Source organism: Sphingobium scionense (genome assembly GCF_014197035.1).
GTDB classification, from domain to species: Bacteria; Pseudomonadota; Alphaproteobacteria; order Sphingomonadales; family Sphingomonadaceae; genus Sphingobium; species Sphingobium scionense.
In genome coordinates this window covers 16579-32635 of record NZ_JACIEU010000025.1, presented here as the reverse complement: position 1 = coordinate 32635, position 16057 = coordinate 16579, and the positions used below count along the sequence as shown (strand labels likewise).

Here is a 16057-nt window from a genome sequence, read left to right as displayed (position 1 = left end):
CCCTGTCATGACCATCGATCCCGCTAACCCGCTGGGCCTCAACGGCTTCGAGTTCGTCGAATTCACCTCGCCCGAGCCCGAGAAGATGGCCGCCCAGTTCGAGCAGTTGGGCTTCACCGCGACCCACCGGCACCCGACCAAGAATATCACCCGCTACAAGCAGGGGCGGATCAACCTGATGCTGAACCGCGACGATGCCGGGCGCGTTGCCGCCTTTCGCGGCGAACATGGCCCCTCGGCCAGCGCCATGGCCTTTCGCGTTGCCGATCCCGACGCCGCGCTGCGCTGGGCGCTTGACCATGGCGGCAAGCCGACGGACGAAAATGACACCGTGATCCAGGGGATTGGCGGTTCCTATCTCTATTTCATGGCCGATGATGGCGATCCCTATGCCGACTGGGCGGAATTTCCCGGCTGGCAGGAGGCGGAGGCGCGCAACAATGTCGGCCTCGACCTGCTCGACCATCTGACTCACAATGTGAAGCGCGGCCAAATGCGGGTGTGGAGCGAATTCTACCGCACCCTCTTCGGCTTCGAGGAGCAGAAATATTTCGATATCAAGGGCAAGGCGACCGGTCTGTTCAGCCAGGCAATGATCGCCCCGGACAAGGCGATCCGCATTCCCCTGAACGAGAGCCAGGACGACAAGAGCCAGATCGAGGAGTTCATCCGCGACTATAATGGCGAGGGCATCCAGCATATCGCGCTCACCACCGCCAATATCTATGACACGGTCGAGCGGCTGCGCGCGCGCGGGGTGCGGCTGCAGGACACGATCGAGACCTATTATGAGCTGGTCGACCAGCGCGTGCCGGGCCATGGCGAGGATCTGGAACGACTGAAGCGCAACCGCATTCTGATCGACGGCAATGTCGGCGAGGAGGGCATTTTGCTGCAGATCTTTACCGAGACGATGTTCGGCCCGATCTTCTTCGAGATCATCCAGCGCAAGGGCAACGAAGGCTTTGGCAATGGCAATTTCCAGGCGCTCTATGAATCGATCGAGCTGGACCAGATCCGTCGCGGCGTGATCACCGTCGATGAATGATGTGCTGCCCCCGATGATGAGCGGCTTCGGCAATCATTTTTCGACCGAGGCGGTGGCCGGAGCGCTGCCGGTGGGGCGCAATTCGCCCCAGCGCGTGCCCTATGGCCTTTATGCCGAGCAGCTGTCGGGCACCGCCTTTACCGCGCCGCGCGCGGAGAACCGGCGCAGCTGGCTCTATCGCATGCGGCCGGCGGCGTCGCATCCGCCGTTCGTGCCCTATGATGCTGCAACTTTGCTGCGCAGTGCGCCGTTCGACGACGTGCCGCCATCGCCCAACCGGCTGCGCTGGAACCCGCTACCCTTGCCTACGGGCGATATCGATTTCATCGATGGCCTCACCAGCTATGCCGGCAATGGCGATGTCGCGGCGGGCCAGGGCTGCGCCGTGCATCTCTATGCCGCGACCGCCTCGATGATCGACCGCGCCTTCGTCTGTGTCGATGGCGAAATGCTGATCGTGCCGCAGCAGGGCACGCTGCGCATCGTCACCGAACTGGGTGTGATCGACGTTGCGCCGTTGCAGATCGCGCTGATCCCGCGCGGCGTGCGCTTCCGGGTCGAACTGACCGAGGGCGCGGCGCGTGGCTATGTCTGCGAAAATTACGGCGCGCCCTTCCGCCTGCCCGATCTCGGCCCGATCGGCGCCAATGGCCTCGCCAACCCCCGCGATTTCGAGGCGCCGGTCGCGGCATTCGAGGATGTCGAGCGGCCCTATACGCTGGTACAGAAATTCATGGGACGGCTGTGGATAACTATGCTGGATCACAGCCCGTTCGATGTCGTTGCCTGGCACGGCAATCTGGCGCCGCTGCGCTATGACCTCACCCGGTTCAACACGATCAACACGGTCAGTTTCGACCACCCCGACCCGTCGATCTTCACGGTGCTGACATCGCCGAGCGAGACGCCCGGCACCGCCAATATCGATTTCGTCATCTTCCCGCCGCGCTGGATGGTGGCGGAGGACACATTCCGGCCGCCCTGGTTCCACCGCAATGTGATGAGCGAGCTGATGGGCCTGATCCAGGGCGAATATGATGCCAAGGCGGGCGGCTTCGCGCCCGGCGGCGCGTCGCTGCACAATGGCATGGCCGGCCATGGCCCCGACCGGGCGAGCTATGACAAGGCGATCGCCGCCGACCTCGCGCCCCAGCGCATCGCCGACACCATGGCCTTCATGTTCGAAAGCCGGATGGTGCTGCGCCCGACGCGCTGGGCGATGGAAAGCCCGCTGCTGCAACCCGATTATGATGATTGCTGGTCCGGCTTTCGCAAGGCCCAGCTTCCCCCGATGAACGAGACCCCATGAGCTATTGGCACACCGACGAAACCCATGATCCCGCCCGCACCAGCTGGGTTGCGAGCGCGCAGGATCATGGCGACTTCCCGATCCAGAATCTGCCTTATGGGCTGTTTTCGCCCGCGGACGAGGCGCCGCGCGCCGGTGTCGCGATCGGCGACGCGATATTGGACCTGGCCGCCTGTGTCGGCGCCGGGCTGATCGATTGCGCGCCGCTGCTGGAAGGCCAGCTCAATGCGCTGATGGCGCTGCCGGTGGCGGAGCGCATCGCCCTGCGCCGCCGGATCAGCGCGCTGCTGTCTGACCCGGCCCATCGTCCGGCGGTCGAGCCGCTGCTGCACCGGGCGGCGGACTGCACGCTGCACCTGCCGGCGCGGATCGGCGATTATAGCGACTTCTATGTCGGCATCCATCACGCCAACAATATCGGCCGCCAGTTCCGGCCCGACAATCCGCTGCTGCCCAATTATAAATATGTGCCGATCGGCTATCATGGCCGGGCGTCCTCGATCCGCCCGTCCGGCGATCCGCTGGTCCGGCCGCGTGGTCAGCGCAAGCCGCCCGACGCCGAGGTGCCGCTGGTCGGCCCGACCGCCCGGCTCGACTATGAGCTGGAACTGGGCGTGTGGATCGGCGCCGGCAATGATCTGGGCAGCCCGATCCCCATCGGCGAGGCGGCCGATCATGTCGCCGGCTTCTGCCTGCTCAACGACTGGTCGGCGCGCGATTTCCAGGCGTGGGAATATCAGCCGCTGGGGCCATTTCTGGCCAAGAATTTCCATTCGACCATCTCGCCCTGGGTGGTGACGCCCGAGGCGATGGCCCCGTTCCGCATCGCCCAGCCGGCCCGGCCGGATGGGGATCCCGCGCCGCTGCCTTACCTCAGCGATGCCGACGATCAGGCTTATGGCGCGTTGGCGCTGACCTTGGAGGTGTATCTCTCCACCCAGGCGATGCGCGACGCGGAGCTGTCGCCGATGCGGCTCAGCCAGGGGCCGGCGAGCAACATGTACTGGACCGTCAGCCAGATCGTCACCCATCATGCCTCCAATGGCTGCAACCTGATGCCGGGCGACCTGCTGGGCAGTGGCACCATCTCGGCCCCGACCCGTGACGGCTATGGCAGCCTGATGGAGATCAGCAGCGGCGGGCGCGAGCCGATCAGCCTGCCATCGGGCGAGACGCGCTGCTTCCTGGAAGATGGCGACGAGGTGACCCTGCGCGCCACGGCGTCGGCCCCCGGCAATGTGTCGATCGGCTTTGGCGAATGCCGCGCGACGGTCGTGCCGGCGCGATGAGCGACCTCACCCTTCACGGCTATTGGCGATCGAGCGCGAGCTATCGCGTGCGCATTGCGCTGGCCCTGAAGGGCGTCGACTATGCGCAGGTCGCCCATGACCTGCGCAGCGGCGCGCAGCGCGCGCCCGACTATCGGGCGCTCGCGCCACTGGGGCTGGTGCCCGCACTGGTCGCGGGCGCCACCGTGCTGACGCAGAGCAGCGCGATCCTGGAATGGATCGAGGCGCGCTGGCCCCAGCCGCCCTTGCTGCCCGCCGATCCCGGCGATGCGGCGATCGTTCGCGCCATGGCCGCCATCATCGCCTGCGACATTCATCCGCTCGGCAATCTGCGCGTGTTGCAGGCGCTGCGGCACGATTTTGGCGCCGATGAGGATCAGGTCCGCGCCTGGATCGTCCGCTGGACCGGCGAGGGACTGGCCGCGCTCGAAATGCTGATCGCGCGCCATGGCGGCACCCATGCCTTCGGGGACAGCCCCAGCTTCGCCGACTGCCATATCGTGCCCCAGCTCTACAATGCCCGGCGCTTCGGCGTCGACCTGACACCCTTTCCGCGGCTGTGCGCCGTGGACGCGGCGGCATGCGCGCTCCCCGCCTTTGCCGCCGCGCACCCCGATCGCCAGCCCGACGCCGACGCATGAGCGACAGTGACACGCGCCTGTTCGCGACGCCAGCGGGCGTGCGCCTCTGCCCGATCGACCAGATCGCCGACGGCAAGGCGCGCAATTTCGTGCTGCAGATGCGCGCCGGTCGCTTCCATGGCTTTGCCGTGCGGGATGGCGATCATGTCGCCGGCTTTGTCGACCAATGCCCCCATGCCGGCCTGCCGCTGGCGCAGCAGTTGGACGATTATCTGACCCCGGATGGCAGTCATATCCGCTGTAGCTGGCACGGCGCGCTGTTCCGCCGCGACGATGGAGTCTGTGTCGGCGGACCCTGTGTCGGCCAGCGCGTTGCGCCCTGGCCGCTCGCCATCGCCGATGGCTGGATTGTCACCGCTGCCCAAAGCGACTAGGAACCGGCCCAGGGACGGCGCTTCGCATCGTCCCGACATGATCGCGCCGGTGCCCCCACGGGGGCTTAAAATGGGAAGGCGGTGCGGATGCCATGGCATCCAAGTCCGCAGCTGTCCCTGCAACTGTGAGCGGCGAGCGTGATGAACAAAGCTGTCCCCGCTGCGGGATCAGCAGCCACTGGGCCGGACGCTAAATCCTGCGAGGCCTGGGAAGGCCGTTCCTCCCGCTATGACCCGCAAGCCAGGAGACCTGCCGGCGTTTAGGTCGCTCTTGCTTTGGTCCAGGGGATGGCCGGGGCACGGTGTTCCGTCTGAGCGACAGGTTGGCGGCTGGAGCCGCGCGGTCACGCATCTGCGGGCGAACAAGCGCCCGTCCGCGATGCGGGCCGGCCGTGCGTGCGCGCCCGGTTCGCTCCCGCCCCGGTTGCTCCGGCGCGCGAGTATTTGTCATGGCCAACACTGCATCTGCCAAGATTCCGACCACCGTCATCACCGGCTTCCTGGGCGCGGGCAAGACCACGCTGATCCGCCATCTGCTCGAAAATGCGCAGGGGCGCCGCCTCGCCCTCATCATCAACGAATTTGGCGATGTCGGCGTCGACGGCGAGCTGGTGAAGGGTTGCAACGACGCTGCATGCCCGGAAGAGGATATCGTCGAGCTGGCCAATGGCTGCATCTGCTGCACCGTGGCCGACGATTTCCTGCCGACCATGACCGCCCTGCTCGACCGGCCGAGCCCGCCCGACCATATCATCATCGAGACGTCGGGGCTGGCTTTGCCCAAGCCGCTGGTCAAGGCCTTCCAATGGCCCGACATCCGCACCCGCGCCACGGTGGACGGGGTCGTCGCGCTGATCGACGCCGATGCGGTCGCCGCCGGTCGCTTCGCCACCGACGAGGCGGCGCTGGCCGCGGCGCGCGCCGCCGACCCCAATCTGGATCATGACAGCCCGCTGGAGGAATTGTTCGAGGATCAGCTCGCCTGCGCCGACATGGTGGTGCTGAACAAGAGCGACCTGGTCGATGCCGACACGCTGGCCGCGGTCGAGGCGCAGGTCGATGCCGAAACGCGGCCCGGCGTGAAGATCGTCCGCGCCGCCCATGGCGCGGTCGACATCGGCGCGCTGCTGGGCATCGTCGCGGCGGCGGAGGATGATCTCGACGCCCGCCCCTCACACCATGAGGCGGAGGGCGAAGATCATGACCATGATGATTTTGACAGCTTCGTCGTCAATGGCGATGCGGTTGCCGATCCCGATACGCTGGTGCAGGCGCTGTCCGCGCTGATCGCCGCCCATGACGTGCTGCGCGTCAAGGGCATGGTCGCGGTCGCGGGCAAGCCGATGCGGCTGGTGGTGCAGGCGGTCGGCCCGCGCATCCAGCATTTCTTCGACCGCCCCTGGCAGGGGCAAGAAGCGCGCCGCACCCAGCTGGTGGTGATCGGCCAGAAGGGGCTGGACCGCGCCGCGATCGAGGCCGACATCCAGGCCGTGCTCGGCTGATGCATCTCCTGTCCGCCACGCCGGGAACGATCAGCGACGGCGAGGAAGCGATCGATCTCGACCAGCCGCCCGGCGACATTGTCATCCTGACCGTGGCGGACAGCGATCTCGCCTGTTTCGCCGCCGCTGCCGCGCGCCTGCCCGATGATGCGCCGAGTGTGCGGCTGGCCAATCTGCTGCAGCTCAAGCATCCCTATTCGGTCGATCTCTATGTCGAGAAGGTGATCGCCAAGGCGCGCTTCGTCTGCGTCATCCTGCTCGGCGGCAAGAGCTACTGGCCCTATGGCGTGGACGAGATTGCGCAGGTCGCGCGCGAACGGGGCATCGCCTTCGCCGCGATCGCCGACGGGCGCGAGGGCGACCCGGCGCTGGATCTGGCCTCCACCGTGCCGGCAGCGATGCGCGAGCAGTTGCGCGACTATCTGCGCCAGGGCGGCACCGCCAATGCGCTGTCCTTCCTGCGCTGCGCCGCCCGGCTGACCGGTGCGGATGCGGGCGAACCCGACCATCCGCTGCCGATCGCCGACGCGGGCATCTATCTGCCCGGCCATGACCGGCCGGGCGTGGCCGAACTGCGCGCGACCTGGATCCCGGGGCGGCCGGTGGCGCTGCTGATCTTCTATCGCGCTTTGGTGGTGGCCGGCACGCTGAGCGCGGTCGATGCGATGGTGGTGGCCTTGCAGGCGCGCGGCTTCAATGTCGCCGCCGTGCATGTCCGCGCGCTGCGCGAGCCGTTCGTGCGCGACTGGCTCGGCGGGCTGCTGGCCGACATCGCGCCCGATATCATCGTCAATGCGACCAGCTTCGCCGCTTCCTCTTCGTCCGAGCCGCGCGTGCCGGGCATATTGGAACAGGCCGACTGCCCGATCCTGCAGACCGCCTTTGCCGGGGTCGAGGAGGGCAGCTGGCGCGGGTCCGCCCGTGGCCTTGGCCCGCGGGATCTGGCGATGAATGTCGCCCTGCCCGAAGTGGACGGCCGCCTCTTCACCCGCGCCGTCGCCTTCAAGGCGGCCGAGCGGTTCGACGCGCGGACCCAGTGCGGTATCGTCGTGCCGCGCGTGGCACCCGACCGGGTCGCCTTCGTCGCCGATCTGGCGCGCAACTGGGCGGCGTTGCGCCGCACCGCGCCGACCGAGCGTCGGGTCGCGCTGGTGCTCGCCAATTATCCCAATCGCGACGGCCGGATCGGCAATGGCGTGGGTCTCGATACGCCGGCCAGCGCCGCCGCGATCCTGTGCCGACTGGGCGAAGCCGGCTATGCGATCGGCGCCGCCCCGCGCGAGGGCGCCGCGCTGATGCGGCTGATGACCGGCGGCGTCACCAATGACCGGGCGTCGATCGACCGGCCGGGCGAGGTCAGCCTGTCGCTCGATGTCTATCGCGCCGCCCTTGCCGCTCTGCCCGACAGCGCGCGTGAGGCCATGGTCGGTCGCTGGGGACCGCCCGAGGCCGATCCCTTCGTGCGGGACGGCGCCTTTCGCCTCGCCGTCCATCGCTTCGGCCATGTCGCGATCGCGGTGCAGCCGGCGCGCGGCTATAATATCGATCCCAAGAGCAGCTATCATGACCCCGCGCTGCCGCCGCCGCACGCCTATCTCGCCTTCCATGTCTGGCTGGCGCAGGATTTCGGCGCGCAGGCGCTGGTCCATGTCGGCAAGCATGGCAATCTGGAATGGCTGCCGGGCAAGGCGGTGTCGCTTTCGGCCGATTGCTTCCCCGAAATCTGCGCGGGACCGGTGCCGCAACTCTATCCCTTCATCGTCAATGATCCGGGCGAGGGGACGCAGGCCAAGCGCCGCATCGGCGCCGTCATTATCGACCATCTGACCCCGCCGCTGACGCGGGCGGAAAGCTATGGGCCGCTCAAGCAGCTCGAAGCGCTGGTGGACGAATATTATCTTGCCGCCGGCATGGACCCGCGCCGGCTCGACCGGCTGCGCCGCGATATCATCGACCTCGCCCGCAGCCAGGGGTTGGACAAGGATGCGGGGGCCGCCGGCGATGATGACGACGCGCTCGCCGCGATCGACAATTATCTGTGCGAACTGAAGGAATTGCAGATCCGCGACGGGCTGCATGTCTTTACCGCCTCGCCGCAGGGGCGACTGCGGCGCGATCTGCTGATCGCGCTGGCGCGGACGCCGCGTGGCCTCGATCATCCGGGGCAGGCATCATTGCTGCGGGCGCTGGCCGATGATCTGGGGCTGGGTTTCGATCCGCTCGATTGCGTGCTGGGTGCGCCGTGGGATGGACCGCATCCGGCGGCGATGACGGACTTATCCACAGATGCCTGGCGTACCCATGGCGACATGGTCGAGCGGCTGGAACTGTTGGCGGCGGCTCTGGTCGATGGCGCGGCGCCGGTCGGCCCGGCCAGCGCCGCCGTGCTGGCGGCGATCGCCGATGATCTGGCGCCGCGCGTCGATGCCTGTGGCCCGCGCGAGGCGGCGGCCCTGCTGGCGGGACTCGACGGCCGGTTCGTGCTGCCCGGACCATCGGGCGCGCCGACGCGCGGCCGGCCCGATGTGCTGCCGACCGGGCGCAATTTCTTTTCGGTCGATACCCGCGCGGTGCCGACCGCCGTCGCTTGGGACTTGGGCCAGCGATCGGCGCAATTGCTGGTCGACGATTATCTCCAGCGCGAGGGCGACTATCCCCGCGCCATCGCCTTGTCCGCCTGGGGCACGGCGAACATGCGCACCGGCGGCGACGATATTGCCCAGGCGCTGGCGCTGATGGGGGTGCGGCCGCGCTGGGAATGGAGTTCGGGGCGGGTCGTCGGCTTCGAGATGATGACGCTCGCCGAGCTGGGCCGGCCGCGCGTCGACGTGACATTGCGCGTCTCCGGCTTTTTCCGCGACGCCTTCCCCGAACAGATCGACCTGATCGACAGCGCCGCCCGCGCGGTGATGGCGCTCGACGAGCCGGACGAGGATAATCCCGCCGCTGCCCGGCATCGCGCCGAACAGGCGGCGCTGGTGGCGGATGGTGCCGATGCGGCGGAGGCCGCGCGCCGCGCCGGTGCCCGTGTGTTCGGATCGAAGCCCGGCGCCTATGGCGCGGGGTTGCAGGCGATGATCGACGAGAAGATCTGGCACAGCCGCGCCGATCTGGCGCAAGTCTATCTCGACTGGGGCGGCTATGCCTATGGCGCGGGGGTGGAGGGCGACAGCGAACGCGCCTTGTTCGCCACCCGCCTGGGCCAGGCCGATGCGGTCGTCCAGAATCAGGATAATCGCGAGCATGACCTGCTCGACAGCGATGATTATTATCAGTTCGAAGGCGGCATCGCCGCCGCCATCGAATATCTGAAGGGCACAAGGCCGCTCAGCTATCACAATGACCATAGCCGCCCGGAGCGGCCGGTGATCCGCACGCTGGAGGATGAGATCGGCCGCATCGTCCGCGCCCGCGTCACCAACCCCAAATGGATCGCCGGGGTCATGCGCCATGGCTACAAGGGCGCGTTCGAGATCGCCGCCTCGGTCGACTATCTCTTCGCCTTCGCCGCCACCACCCATGCGGTGCGCGACCATCAATTCGACGCCGTCCACGCCGCCTTCATCGAGGATGAGGCGGTGCGCGCCTTCATGGCCGACGCCAATCCCGCCGCCCTGCGCGAGACCGCCGCGCGGCTGGCCGAGGCGCTGGAGCGCGGCCTGTGGAAACCCAGATCGAACAGCGCGGGCATGCTGCTCGCCCAGCTTGCAGGAGAGTGACGATGGCCGAACGCACCGACGAACAGCATGCGGAAAAGATGAAGAAGAAGCAGGCCGCCCATGACAAGATCATGGCGACCAAGACCCAGGAGAAGGGCCTGCTGATCGTCCATACCGGCAAGGGCAAGGGCAAGACCACGGCGGCGCTGGGCATGGTCGTGCGCATGATCGGCCATGGCAAGAAGGTCGGCGTAGTCCAGTTCGTGAAGGGCGCGATGACCACCGGCGAGAAGGCGGTGTTCGACGCCTTCCCTGACAGAATCGAGTTCAAGCCGATGGGCGAGGGCTTCACCTGGAACACGCAGGATCGCAGCCGCGACATCGCGCTGGCGCGCGAGGCGTGGGACGAGGTGAAGCGCATGGTCGCCGATCCCGACTATGCGATGGTGCTGGCCGATGAACTCAATATCGTGCTGCGCTATGACTATCTGCCGCTGGACGAGGTGCTGGCGGTGCTGACCGCCAAGGACGAGATGAAGCATGTCGTCGTCACCGGCCGCAACGCGCCCGAGGCGCTGATCGAGGCCGCCGACCTGGTGACCGAGATGACGATGATCAAGCATCCCTTCCGCAGCGGGGTGAAGGCGCAGGCCGGCATCGAATATTGATGCAGGCCTTCGCCCCCGATTTCTGCGCGACCCTGACCGACCTGCTGACCTGGCGCCGCGACGCGCGCCATTTCCGCACCGATCCGCTGGATGAGTCGATGGTGCTGGAGCTGCTGACGCTGGCGCAGCTGGCGCCGTCGGTCGGCAACAGCCAGCCCTGGCGCTTTGTCCGGGTGCGCACGCCCGCGCTGCGCGCGGCGCTGGCCGATCATGTCGATGCCGAGCGGGAACGGGCCACCGTGCAGATCACCGACGCCACCCGGCATGATGCCTATCGCGCGCTGAAGCTGCACGGGCTGCGCGAGGCGCCGGAGATCATCGCCGTCTTCTGCGACGATACGACACAGGCCGGCGCGGGGCTGGGCGCGGCGACCATGCCGCAGACCCGGCTCTATTCGGTGGTGCTGGCGATCCATACGCTGTGGCTGGCCGCACGGGCGCGCGGGCTGGCGCTCGGCTGGGTATCGATCCTCGATCCGGCCTTTGTCGCGCGGACGCTGGCGGTGCCTGACGACTGGGCCTTCGTCGCGCTGCTGTGCCTGGGCCATCCCGAAGCGGTCGCCGACACGCCCGAACTGGACCGGCTGGGCTGGCAGGCGCGGCTCGATCCGCTGGCCCAGATCAGCGCGTGCTGACCCGCTATTGCGGAGCGACCTCGAACATGTCCTCGATCCCCGGTTCCTGCGGCATGTCGTCGCGCTCGGTCGCCTGGCGGGTCCACATGGTGGCGTAGAGGCCGTCGGCGCGGACCAGATCGGCATGGCGGCCGCGCTCGACGATGCGGCCGGCGTCCAGCACGATGATCTCGTCGGCATCGACCACGGTCGACAGGCGATGGGCCACCACCAATGTCGTGCGCTTGCGGCTGATGTCGCGCAGCACGGTCTGGATCTCGGTCTCGGTGCGGCTGTCGAGCGCGCTGGTCGCCTCGTCCAGCACCAGCACCGGCGGGTCTTTCAGCAGGGTGCGGGCGATGGCGACGCGCTGCTTCTCGCCGCCCGACAGCTTGAGGCCGCGCTCGCCGACGCGGGTGTCATAGCCCTGTGGCAGGCTCAGGATGAAGTCGTGGATCGATGCCGCCTTGGCCGCCGCCTCGATCTCTTCCTGGCGCGCGCCCTCGCGGCCATAGCCGATATTATAGCCGACCGTATCGTTGAACAGCACCATGTCCTGCGGCACGATGCCGATCGCGGCGCGCAGCGATGCCTGCGTCACGGCGGCGATATCCTGCCCGTCGATCGACACGGTGCCGCCCTGGATATCGTAGAAGCGGAACAGAATGCGGGCGATGGTCGATTTGCCCGCGCCCGATGGGCCGACGATGGCGAGCGTCTTGCCCGCCGGCACCGCGAAGCTGACGCCATGGAGGATCTCGCGTTCGGGATCATAGCCGAAGCGGACGCTGTCGAAGCGAACCGCGCCGCCCGCCACCTGCAGCGCCGGGGCGCCGGGAACGTCGGCAACTTCAGTCTGGGTGTCGATCAGCTTGTACATCGCCTCCATGTCGATCAGGCCCTGGCGGATGGTGCGATAGACCATGCCGAGCAGGTCGAGCGGGCGGAACAGCTGCGACAACAGCGTGTTCACCAGCACCACGTCGCCGGTAGAAAATTGCCCCCGGCTCCAGCCCCAGACGGTATAGGCCATCGCCCCGCCCATCATCAGGTTGGTGATGAGCGACTGGCCGATATTGAGCCAGGCGAGGCTGTTTTCCGACTTCACCGCCGCCTTGGCATAACGGCGCATGGCGGTGCCGTAGCGCCGCGCCTCGCGCTCCTCCGCACCGAAATATTTCACCGTCTCGAAATTGAGCAGGCTGTCGACGGCATGGGCGACCGCGCTGGTGTCCATGTCGACCATGTCGCGGCGCAGCTGGTTGCGCCATTCGGTGACGAGCCGGGTGAACCAGATATAGAGGGCGACCATGGCCAGCGTCGCGGCGACCAGGCCGGGGCCGAACTTGACCAGGAAGATGGCGCAGACGGCGAGCAGTTCCAGCACCGTCGGCGCGATATTGAACAGCAGGAAATAAAGCATCGTGTCGATGCTTTTCGTGCCGCGCTCGACGATCTTGGTTACGGCGCCGGTGCGGCGGTCGAGATGGAAGCGCAGCGACAGGCGGTGGAGATGGACGAAGACATCGTCGGCCAGGCGCCGGCCCGCTTCCTGCCCGACCTTCTCGAAAATGGCGTTGCGCAGATTGTCGAACAGCACGCCGCCAAAGCGCGCGCCGGCATAGGCGACGACCAGCGCCATGGCGAGGCCGGCGGCCGGTTCCAGCCCCGGCGCCATCCGGTCGATCGCGCCCTTGTAGGCGAAGGGCATGGCGAGGGTGATGACCTTGGCCAGCGCGACCAGCACCAGCGCCACCGCGACCCGGCGCCGCAAGGCCGGCGCATCGGCCGGCCAGAGATAGGGGATGAAGCGCCGCAGCGTGGCCCAGGCGGGCGGAAGGGGCGTGGAATCGGGCGTGGCTGGGGGCATTTGTTGCTATTTAGCGCATGACCGGCGGCAATCCAGTGGCACGGGCATTTGGCCGGCCACGCAAAAGCGTCCCTTGTTGGAGATGATCCGCTTAACTTCGCACATTTCCCGCACATTCTGACATTTTCTTGCGCCCCGCCGATCCTATCGAAAAGTCGGGGGCTGGGTGGCAAGGATAGCAGGACGGCCTGCTGTAGGACAGCATCTTGCCCCGATGCGGCGGCCATGGCAGGCTTCGCCTCCGTCATCCTTCCCCGACAAGGAGCACGGCATGGAACCTTTCAGTGTAGCATTGGCCCCCGAACGGTTGTGGCAGGCGATCAATCCCCTGACCTGGACGCAGAGCGGCGGTCAGGTGGGGCTCATCAATATCGCGCTCGGCCAGACGGCGCGCCCGGACATTGAGCGCACGGTGCTGAACGAGGTCGGCAGCTATGGCCGGCAGATCGGCCGGATCGGCGACGCGCTGGAAGTGCTGATCCGCCATTTCGAGATGAAGGATCTGCCGCAGGCGGAGCGCGATGCGTTGACGATTTTGATGGGCCAGCTGGCCGAGATACGCAAGGTCAAGGCGCGCGAACGGGAGGGGTGAAGTGCTGTCGCGTCGTTGCACGGATCGCCCACAACTACATTTGTCGTCGTCGCAATGTTGTTCGTCGATCCGCTGGTGCGACGCGCTGAAAATGCGGCCAGCAGCAGCGGAGCAGGACCGGGCCTGACTCAGGCAAGAGCGGCTGTCCGGTCCGCACAGGCACAGCAGGGGGAGCGTGCAACTGTCGGCATAAGACAGCGGCGCGAAGAGGGGAATGCAGATCAAGATTCATGCAACAGCCGTCGCCATCGGGGCGGCGCTGGCGTCATCACCGGTTCGCGCGCAGGATGTGACCGCGTCCGGCGACGAAACGCAGCCGACCATCGTCGAAAATCCGGCCGCCAACCGACCGGCTGAACGCGCCGTCTATACGCCGGCCGATTTCCAGCGCTTTGCCCCGCGCAATGCCTGGGACATGTTGCTGCGGGTGCCGGGCTTCGCGATCAAGGAAAGCCAGGAACGGCGCGGCCTGGGTCAGGCGACCAGCAATGTGCTGTTCAACGGCGCGCGCCCATCCAACAAGTCGGACGATCTGGAAACCCAGCTCACCCGTATTCCGGCCGCCAATGTCGAGCGCATCGAGATTGTCGATGGCGCCAGCCTGGATATACCGGGGCTGAGCGGCCAGGTGGCCAATCTGACCTACAAGGCTGGCCGCACGACGGGCCAGTTCGAGTGGCGGCCGGTGATGCGGGCGCATTTTGCTGACGAACTTTATACGCGGGGCAATGTTTCGGTCAGCGGCAGCACGGGGGCGCTGCAATATGAGGTGGCGCTGAACAATGACGAGGCGCGGCGCAGTGCCGCCGGTGGCCAGACGGTGATCCGCGGGCGCAACGGCGATGCGATCGAACTGCGTGACGATGTGTGGACGTCGAACCATGATGCGCCGAAGATTTCGGGGCAGTTCACCTGGGACGGGCCGGGCAGTTCGGTCGCCCATTTCGGCGCGAGCTATCAGCAGATCTGGCATCATTATCGGGAACGCAGCGAACGGACCGGTTCGCCGGTCTATCCCGATCGTCTGCGCCGGATCAGCGAGGATAATGACAGCTGGAATTATCAGTTCAGCGGCGATTTCGAATTCGCCGCCGGACCCGGCCGCCTGAAGCTGATCGGCCTCGAACGGCGCAGCCATGAACCCTATTCCTCGGAAGTGATCGACACGCCGCTGGATGGCCGCGCCGCGAGCGGGGATCGCTATGCGCAGGTCGGCACGCTGGAGGAAACGATCGCGCGCGGCGAATATAGCTGGAAGATGCTGGGCGGCGACTGGCAGCTGGCGGCAGAGGCGGCCTATAATTCGCTCGACAATATCGCCTCGCTCGGCACGTTCGATCCGACCGAGGGCGGCTTCACGTCGCAGCCTTTCCCCGAGGCGAGCGGCGGGGTGAAGGAGGATCGTTATGAAGCCATATTGAGCTTCGGGCGCCCGCTGGCAAAGTCGCTGTCGGTGCAGGTCGCACTGGGTGCCGAACATTCCCGGATCGCCCAGACCGGCCCGGCCGGGATCACCCGCGTGTTCGACCGGCCCAAGGGATCGATCTCGCTGGCATGGAAGCCGACCAAAAGCTTCGACCTGTCGGCCAAGCTGGAACGGCGCGTGCTGCAGCTCGATTTCTATGATTTTCTGGCGCGTGCCTTCCTGGACGACAATAACCAGAATGCCAGCAATGCCGACCTGCGGCCGCAGCAGGATTGGTCATGGACCGCCGAGATGAACAAGCGGCTGGGCCGATGGGGCTCGACCAAGGTGGAGTTCATCTATCGCGATGTGCAGGACCGGGTCGATATCATCCCCGTCGGCGCGACCGGCGAAGCGGTGGGCAATATCGACAAGGCATGGGCCTGGGCGATCGTGTCCACCAATACGCTCAACCTCGATCCGATCGGCTGGAAGGGGGCGCGGCTCGATACCTCGATCGTCTACCAGACGTCGGGGCTGAAAGATCCCTTCACCGGGCAGACGCGCAACTGGAGCGAGTTTGTCGACTGGGAATTTGAAGGCGATTTCCGCTATGACGTGCCCGCCACCAGTTGGGCGACGGGCGTGTCCGCATCCTATATGCACCAGCAGGCAGGCTATCGCCGCAACCAGGTCGACCGCATCTGGGAGGGGCCGGTCTTCGCCTCGGCCTTTATCGAGAACAAGAATGTGATGGGGCTGACCATGCGCTTCACGGTCGGCAACATGCTGAACGCCCGTTCGCGCCGGGAGCGCACCATCTATGAAGGCGTGCGGGGGGCGTCGCCGATCCTGTCGACGGAAAGCCGCGACCGCCTGATCGGGCCGACCTTCACCTATATGGTCAAGGGGACATTCTGATCGCGTCGGCTTGAACCGGACTGGAGCGTGAAGCCGGCCCGCCGGGGCGGGTCTGGATGGCCTGTGGCGGCGCGCTTTCCTATTTGCCCGGCTTCTCGTCCCGGCGCCTGTCCGGTGCGCAACCGGCGCGTGGGTGTCGCGTCAGGGGCGCGTGGCGGGGGCGAT

12 protein-coding genes and 1 riboswitch are annotated in these 16057 nt (G+C 66.8%); of the genes, 11 read left to right on the top strand and 1 reads right to left on the bottom strand.

The genetic code is table 11. The annotated features are described in order from the left end of the window. Nucleotides 1-7: 7 nt before the first annotated feature. The 9 genes from hppD to bluB all read left to right on the top strand — a co-directional run bounded on the left by hppD (nt 8) and on the right by bluB (nt 11125). Nucleotides 8-1048, top strand: coding sequence for a 4-hydroxyphenylpyruvate dioxygenase (gene hppD, locus GGQ90_RS22545; RefSeq protein WP_188084037.1), 1041 nt, complete (start codon nt 8-10; stop codon nt 1046-1048). Next, nucleotides 1041-2357: a homogentisate 1,2-dioxygenase gene (gene hmgA / locus GGQ90_RS22540; protein WP_188084036.1), complete on the top strand. Its 1317-nt coding sequence runs from the start codon at nt 1041-1043 to the stop codon at nt 2355-2357. The genes hppD and hmgA overlap by 8 nt, the downstream gene beginning before the upstream one ends. Continuing rightward, the gene (fahA, locus tag GGQ90_RS22535; protein ID WP_188084035.1) at nt 2354-3646 is read left to right on the top strand and encodes a fumarylacetoacetase; all 1293 of its coding nucleotides are present in this window, start codon (nt 2354-2356) and stop codon (nt 3644-3646) included. Before hmgA ends, fahA begins: the two co-directional genes overlap by 4 nt. After that, on the top strand, nt 3643-4287 hold the full coding sequence (gene maiA, locus GGQ90_RS22530) for a maleylacetoacetate isomerase (RefSeq protein ID WP_188084067.1): 645 nt from the start codon (nt 3643-3645) through the stop codon (nt 4285-4287). Before fahA ends, maiA begins: the two co-directional genes overlap by 4 nt. Next, nucleotides 4284-4661, top strand: coding sequence for a Rieske (2Fe-2S) protein (locus tag GGQ90_RS22525; protein WP_188084034.1), 378 nt, complete (start codon nt 4284-4286; stop codon nt 4659-4661). Before maiA ends, GGQ90_RS22525 begins: the two co-directional genes overlap by 4 nt. A gap of 30 nt (nt 4662-4691) precedes the next feature. Continuing rightward, a riboswitch (cobalamin riboswitch) is annotated at nt 4692-4933 on the top strand. Nucleotides 4934-5110: 177 nt separating this feature from the next. Then, on the top strand, nt 5111-6163 hold the full coding sequence (cobW, locus tag GGQ90_RS22520; RefSeq protein WP_188084033.1) for a cobalamin biosynthesis protein CobW: 1053 nt from the start codon (nt 5111-5113) through the stop codon (nt 6161-6163). After that, entirely contained in the window at nt 6163-9882 is a 3720-nt protein-coding gene (gene cobN / locus GGQ90_RS22515) for a cobaltochelatase subunit CobN (RefSeq protein ID WP_188084032.1), read from the top strand. The genes cobW and cobN overlap by 1 nt, the downstream gene beginning before the upstream one ends. A 2-nt stretch (nt 9883-9884) precedes the next feature. Next, nucleotides 9885-10490, top strand: a complete 606-nt coding sequence (gene cobO, locus GGQ90_RS22510) for a cob(I)yrinic acid a,c-diamide adenosyltransferase (RefSeq protein ID WP_188084031.1) — start codon at nt 9885-9887, stop codon at nt 10488-10490. Beyond that, entirely contained in the window at nt 10490-11125 is a 636-nt protein-coding gene (bluB, locus tag GGQ90_RS22505) for a 5,6-dimethylbenzimidazole synthase (protein ID WP_188084030.1), read from the top strand. The genes cobO and bluB overlap by 1 nt, the downstream gene beginning before the upstream one ends. 4 nt (nt 11126-11129) lie before the next feature. On the opposite strand, the gene GGQ90_RS22500 is transcribed toward bluB, so the two are convergent. Beyond that, complete coding sequence (locus tag GGQ90_RS22500) at nt 11130-12974, bottom strand: ABCB family ABC transporter ATP-binding protein/permease (protein ID WP_188084029.1); 1845 nt, start codon at nt 12972-12974, stop codon at nt 11130-11132. A gap of 271 nt (nt 12975-13245) precedes the next feature. Here GGQ90_RS22500 and GGQ90_RS22495 point away from each other — a divergent pair, with 271 nt between their 5' ends. Both GGQ90_RS22495 and GGQ90_RS22490 read left to right on the top strand, forming a co-directional pair. After that, the gene (locus tag GGQ90_RS22495; protein WP_188084028.1) at nt 13246-13566 is read left to right on the top strand and encodes a hypothetical protein; all 321 of its coding nucleotides are present in this window, start codon (nt 13246-13248) and stop codon (nt 13564-13566) included. 214 nt (nt 13567-13780) lie between these two features. Beyond that, nucleotides 13781-15892 (top strand): TonB-dependent receptor plug domain-containing protein, encoded by a 2112-nt coding sequence (locus GGQ90_RS22490; protein ID WP_188084027.1) that lies wholly within the window; start codon nt 13781-13783, stop codon nt 15890-15892. The last annotated feature ends 165 nt before the right edge of the window (nt 15893-16057 follow it).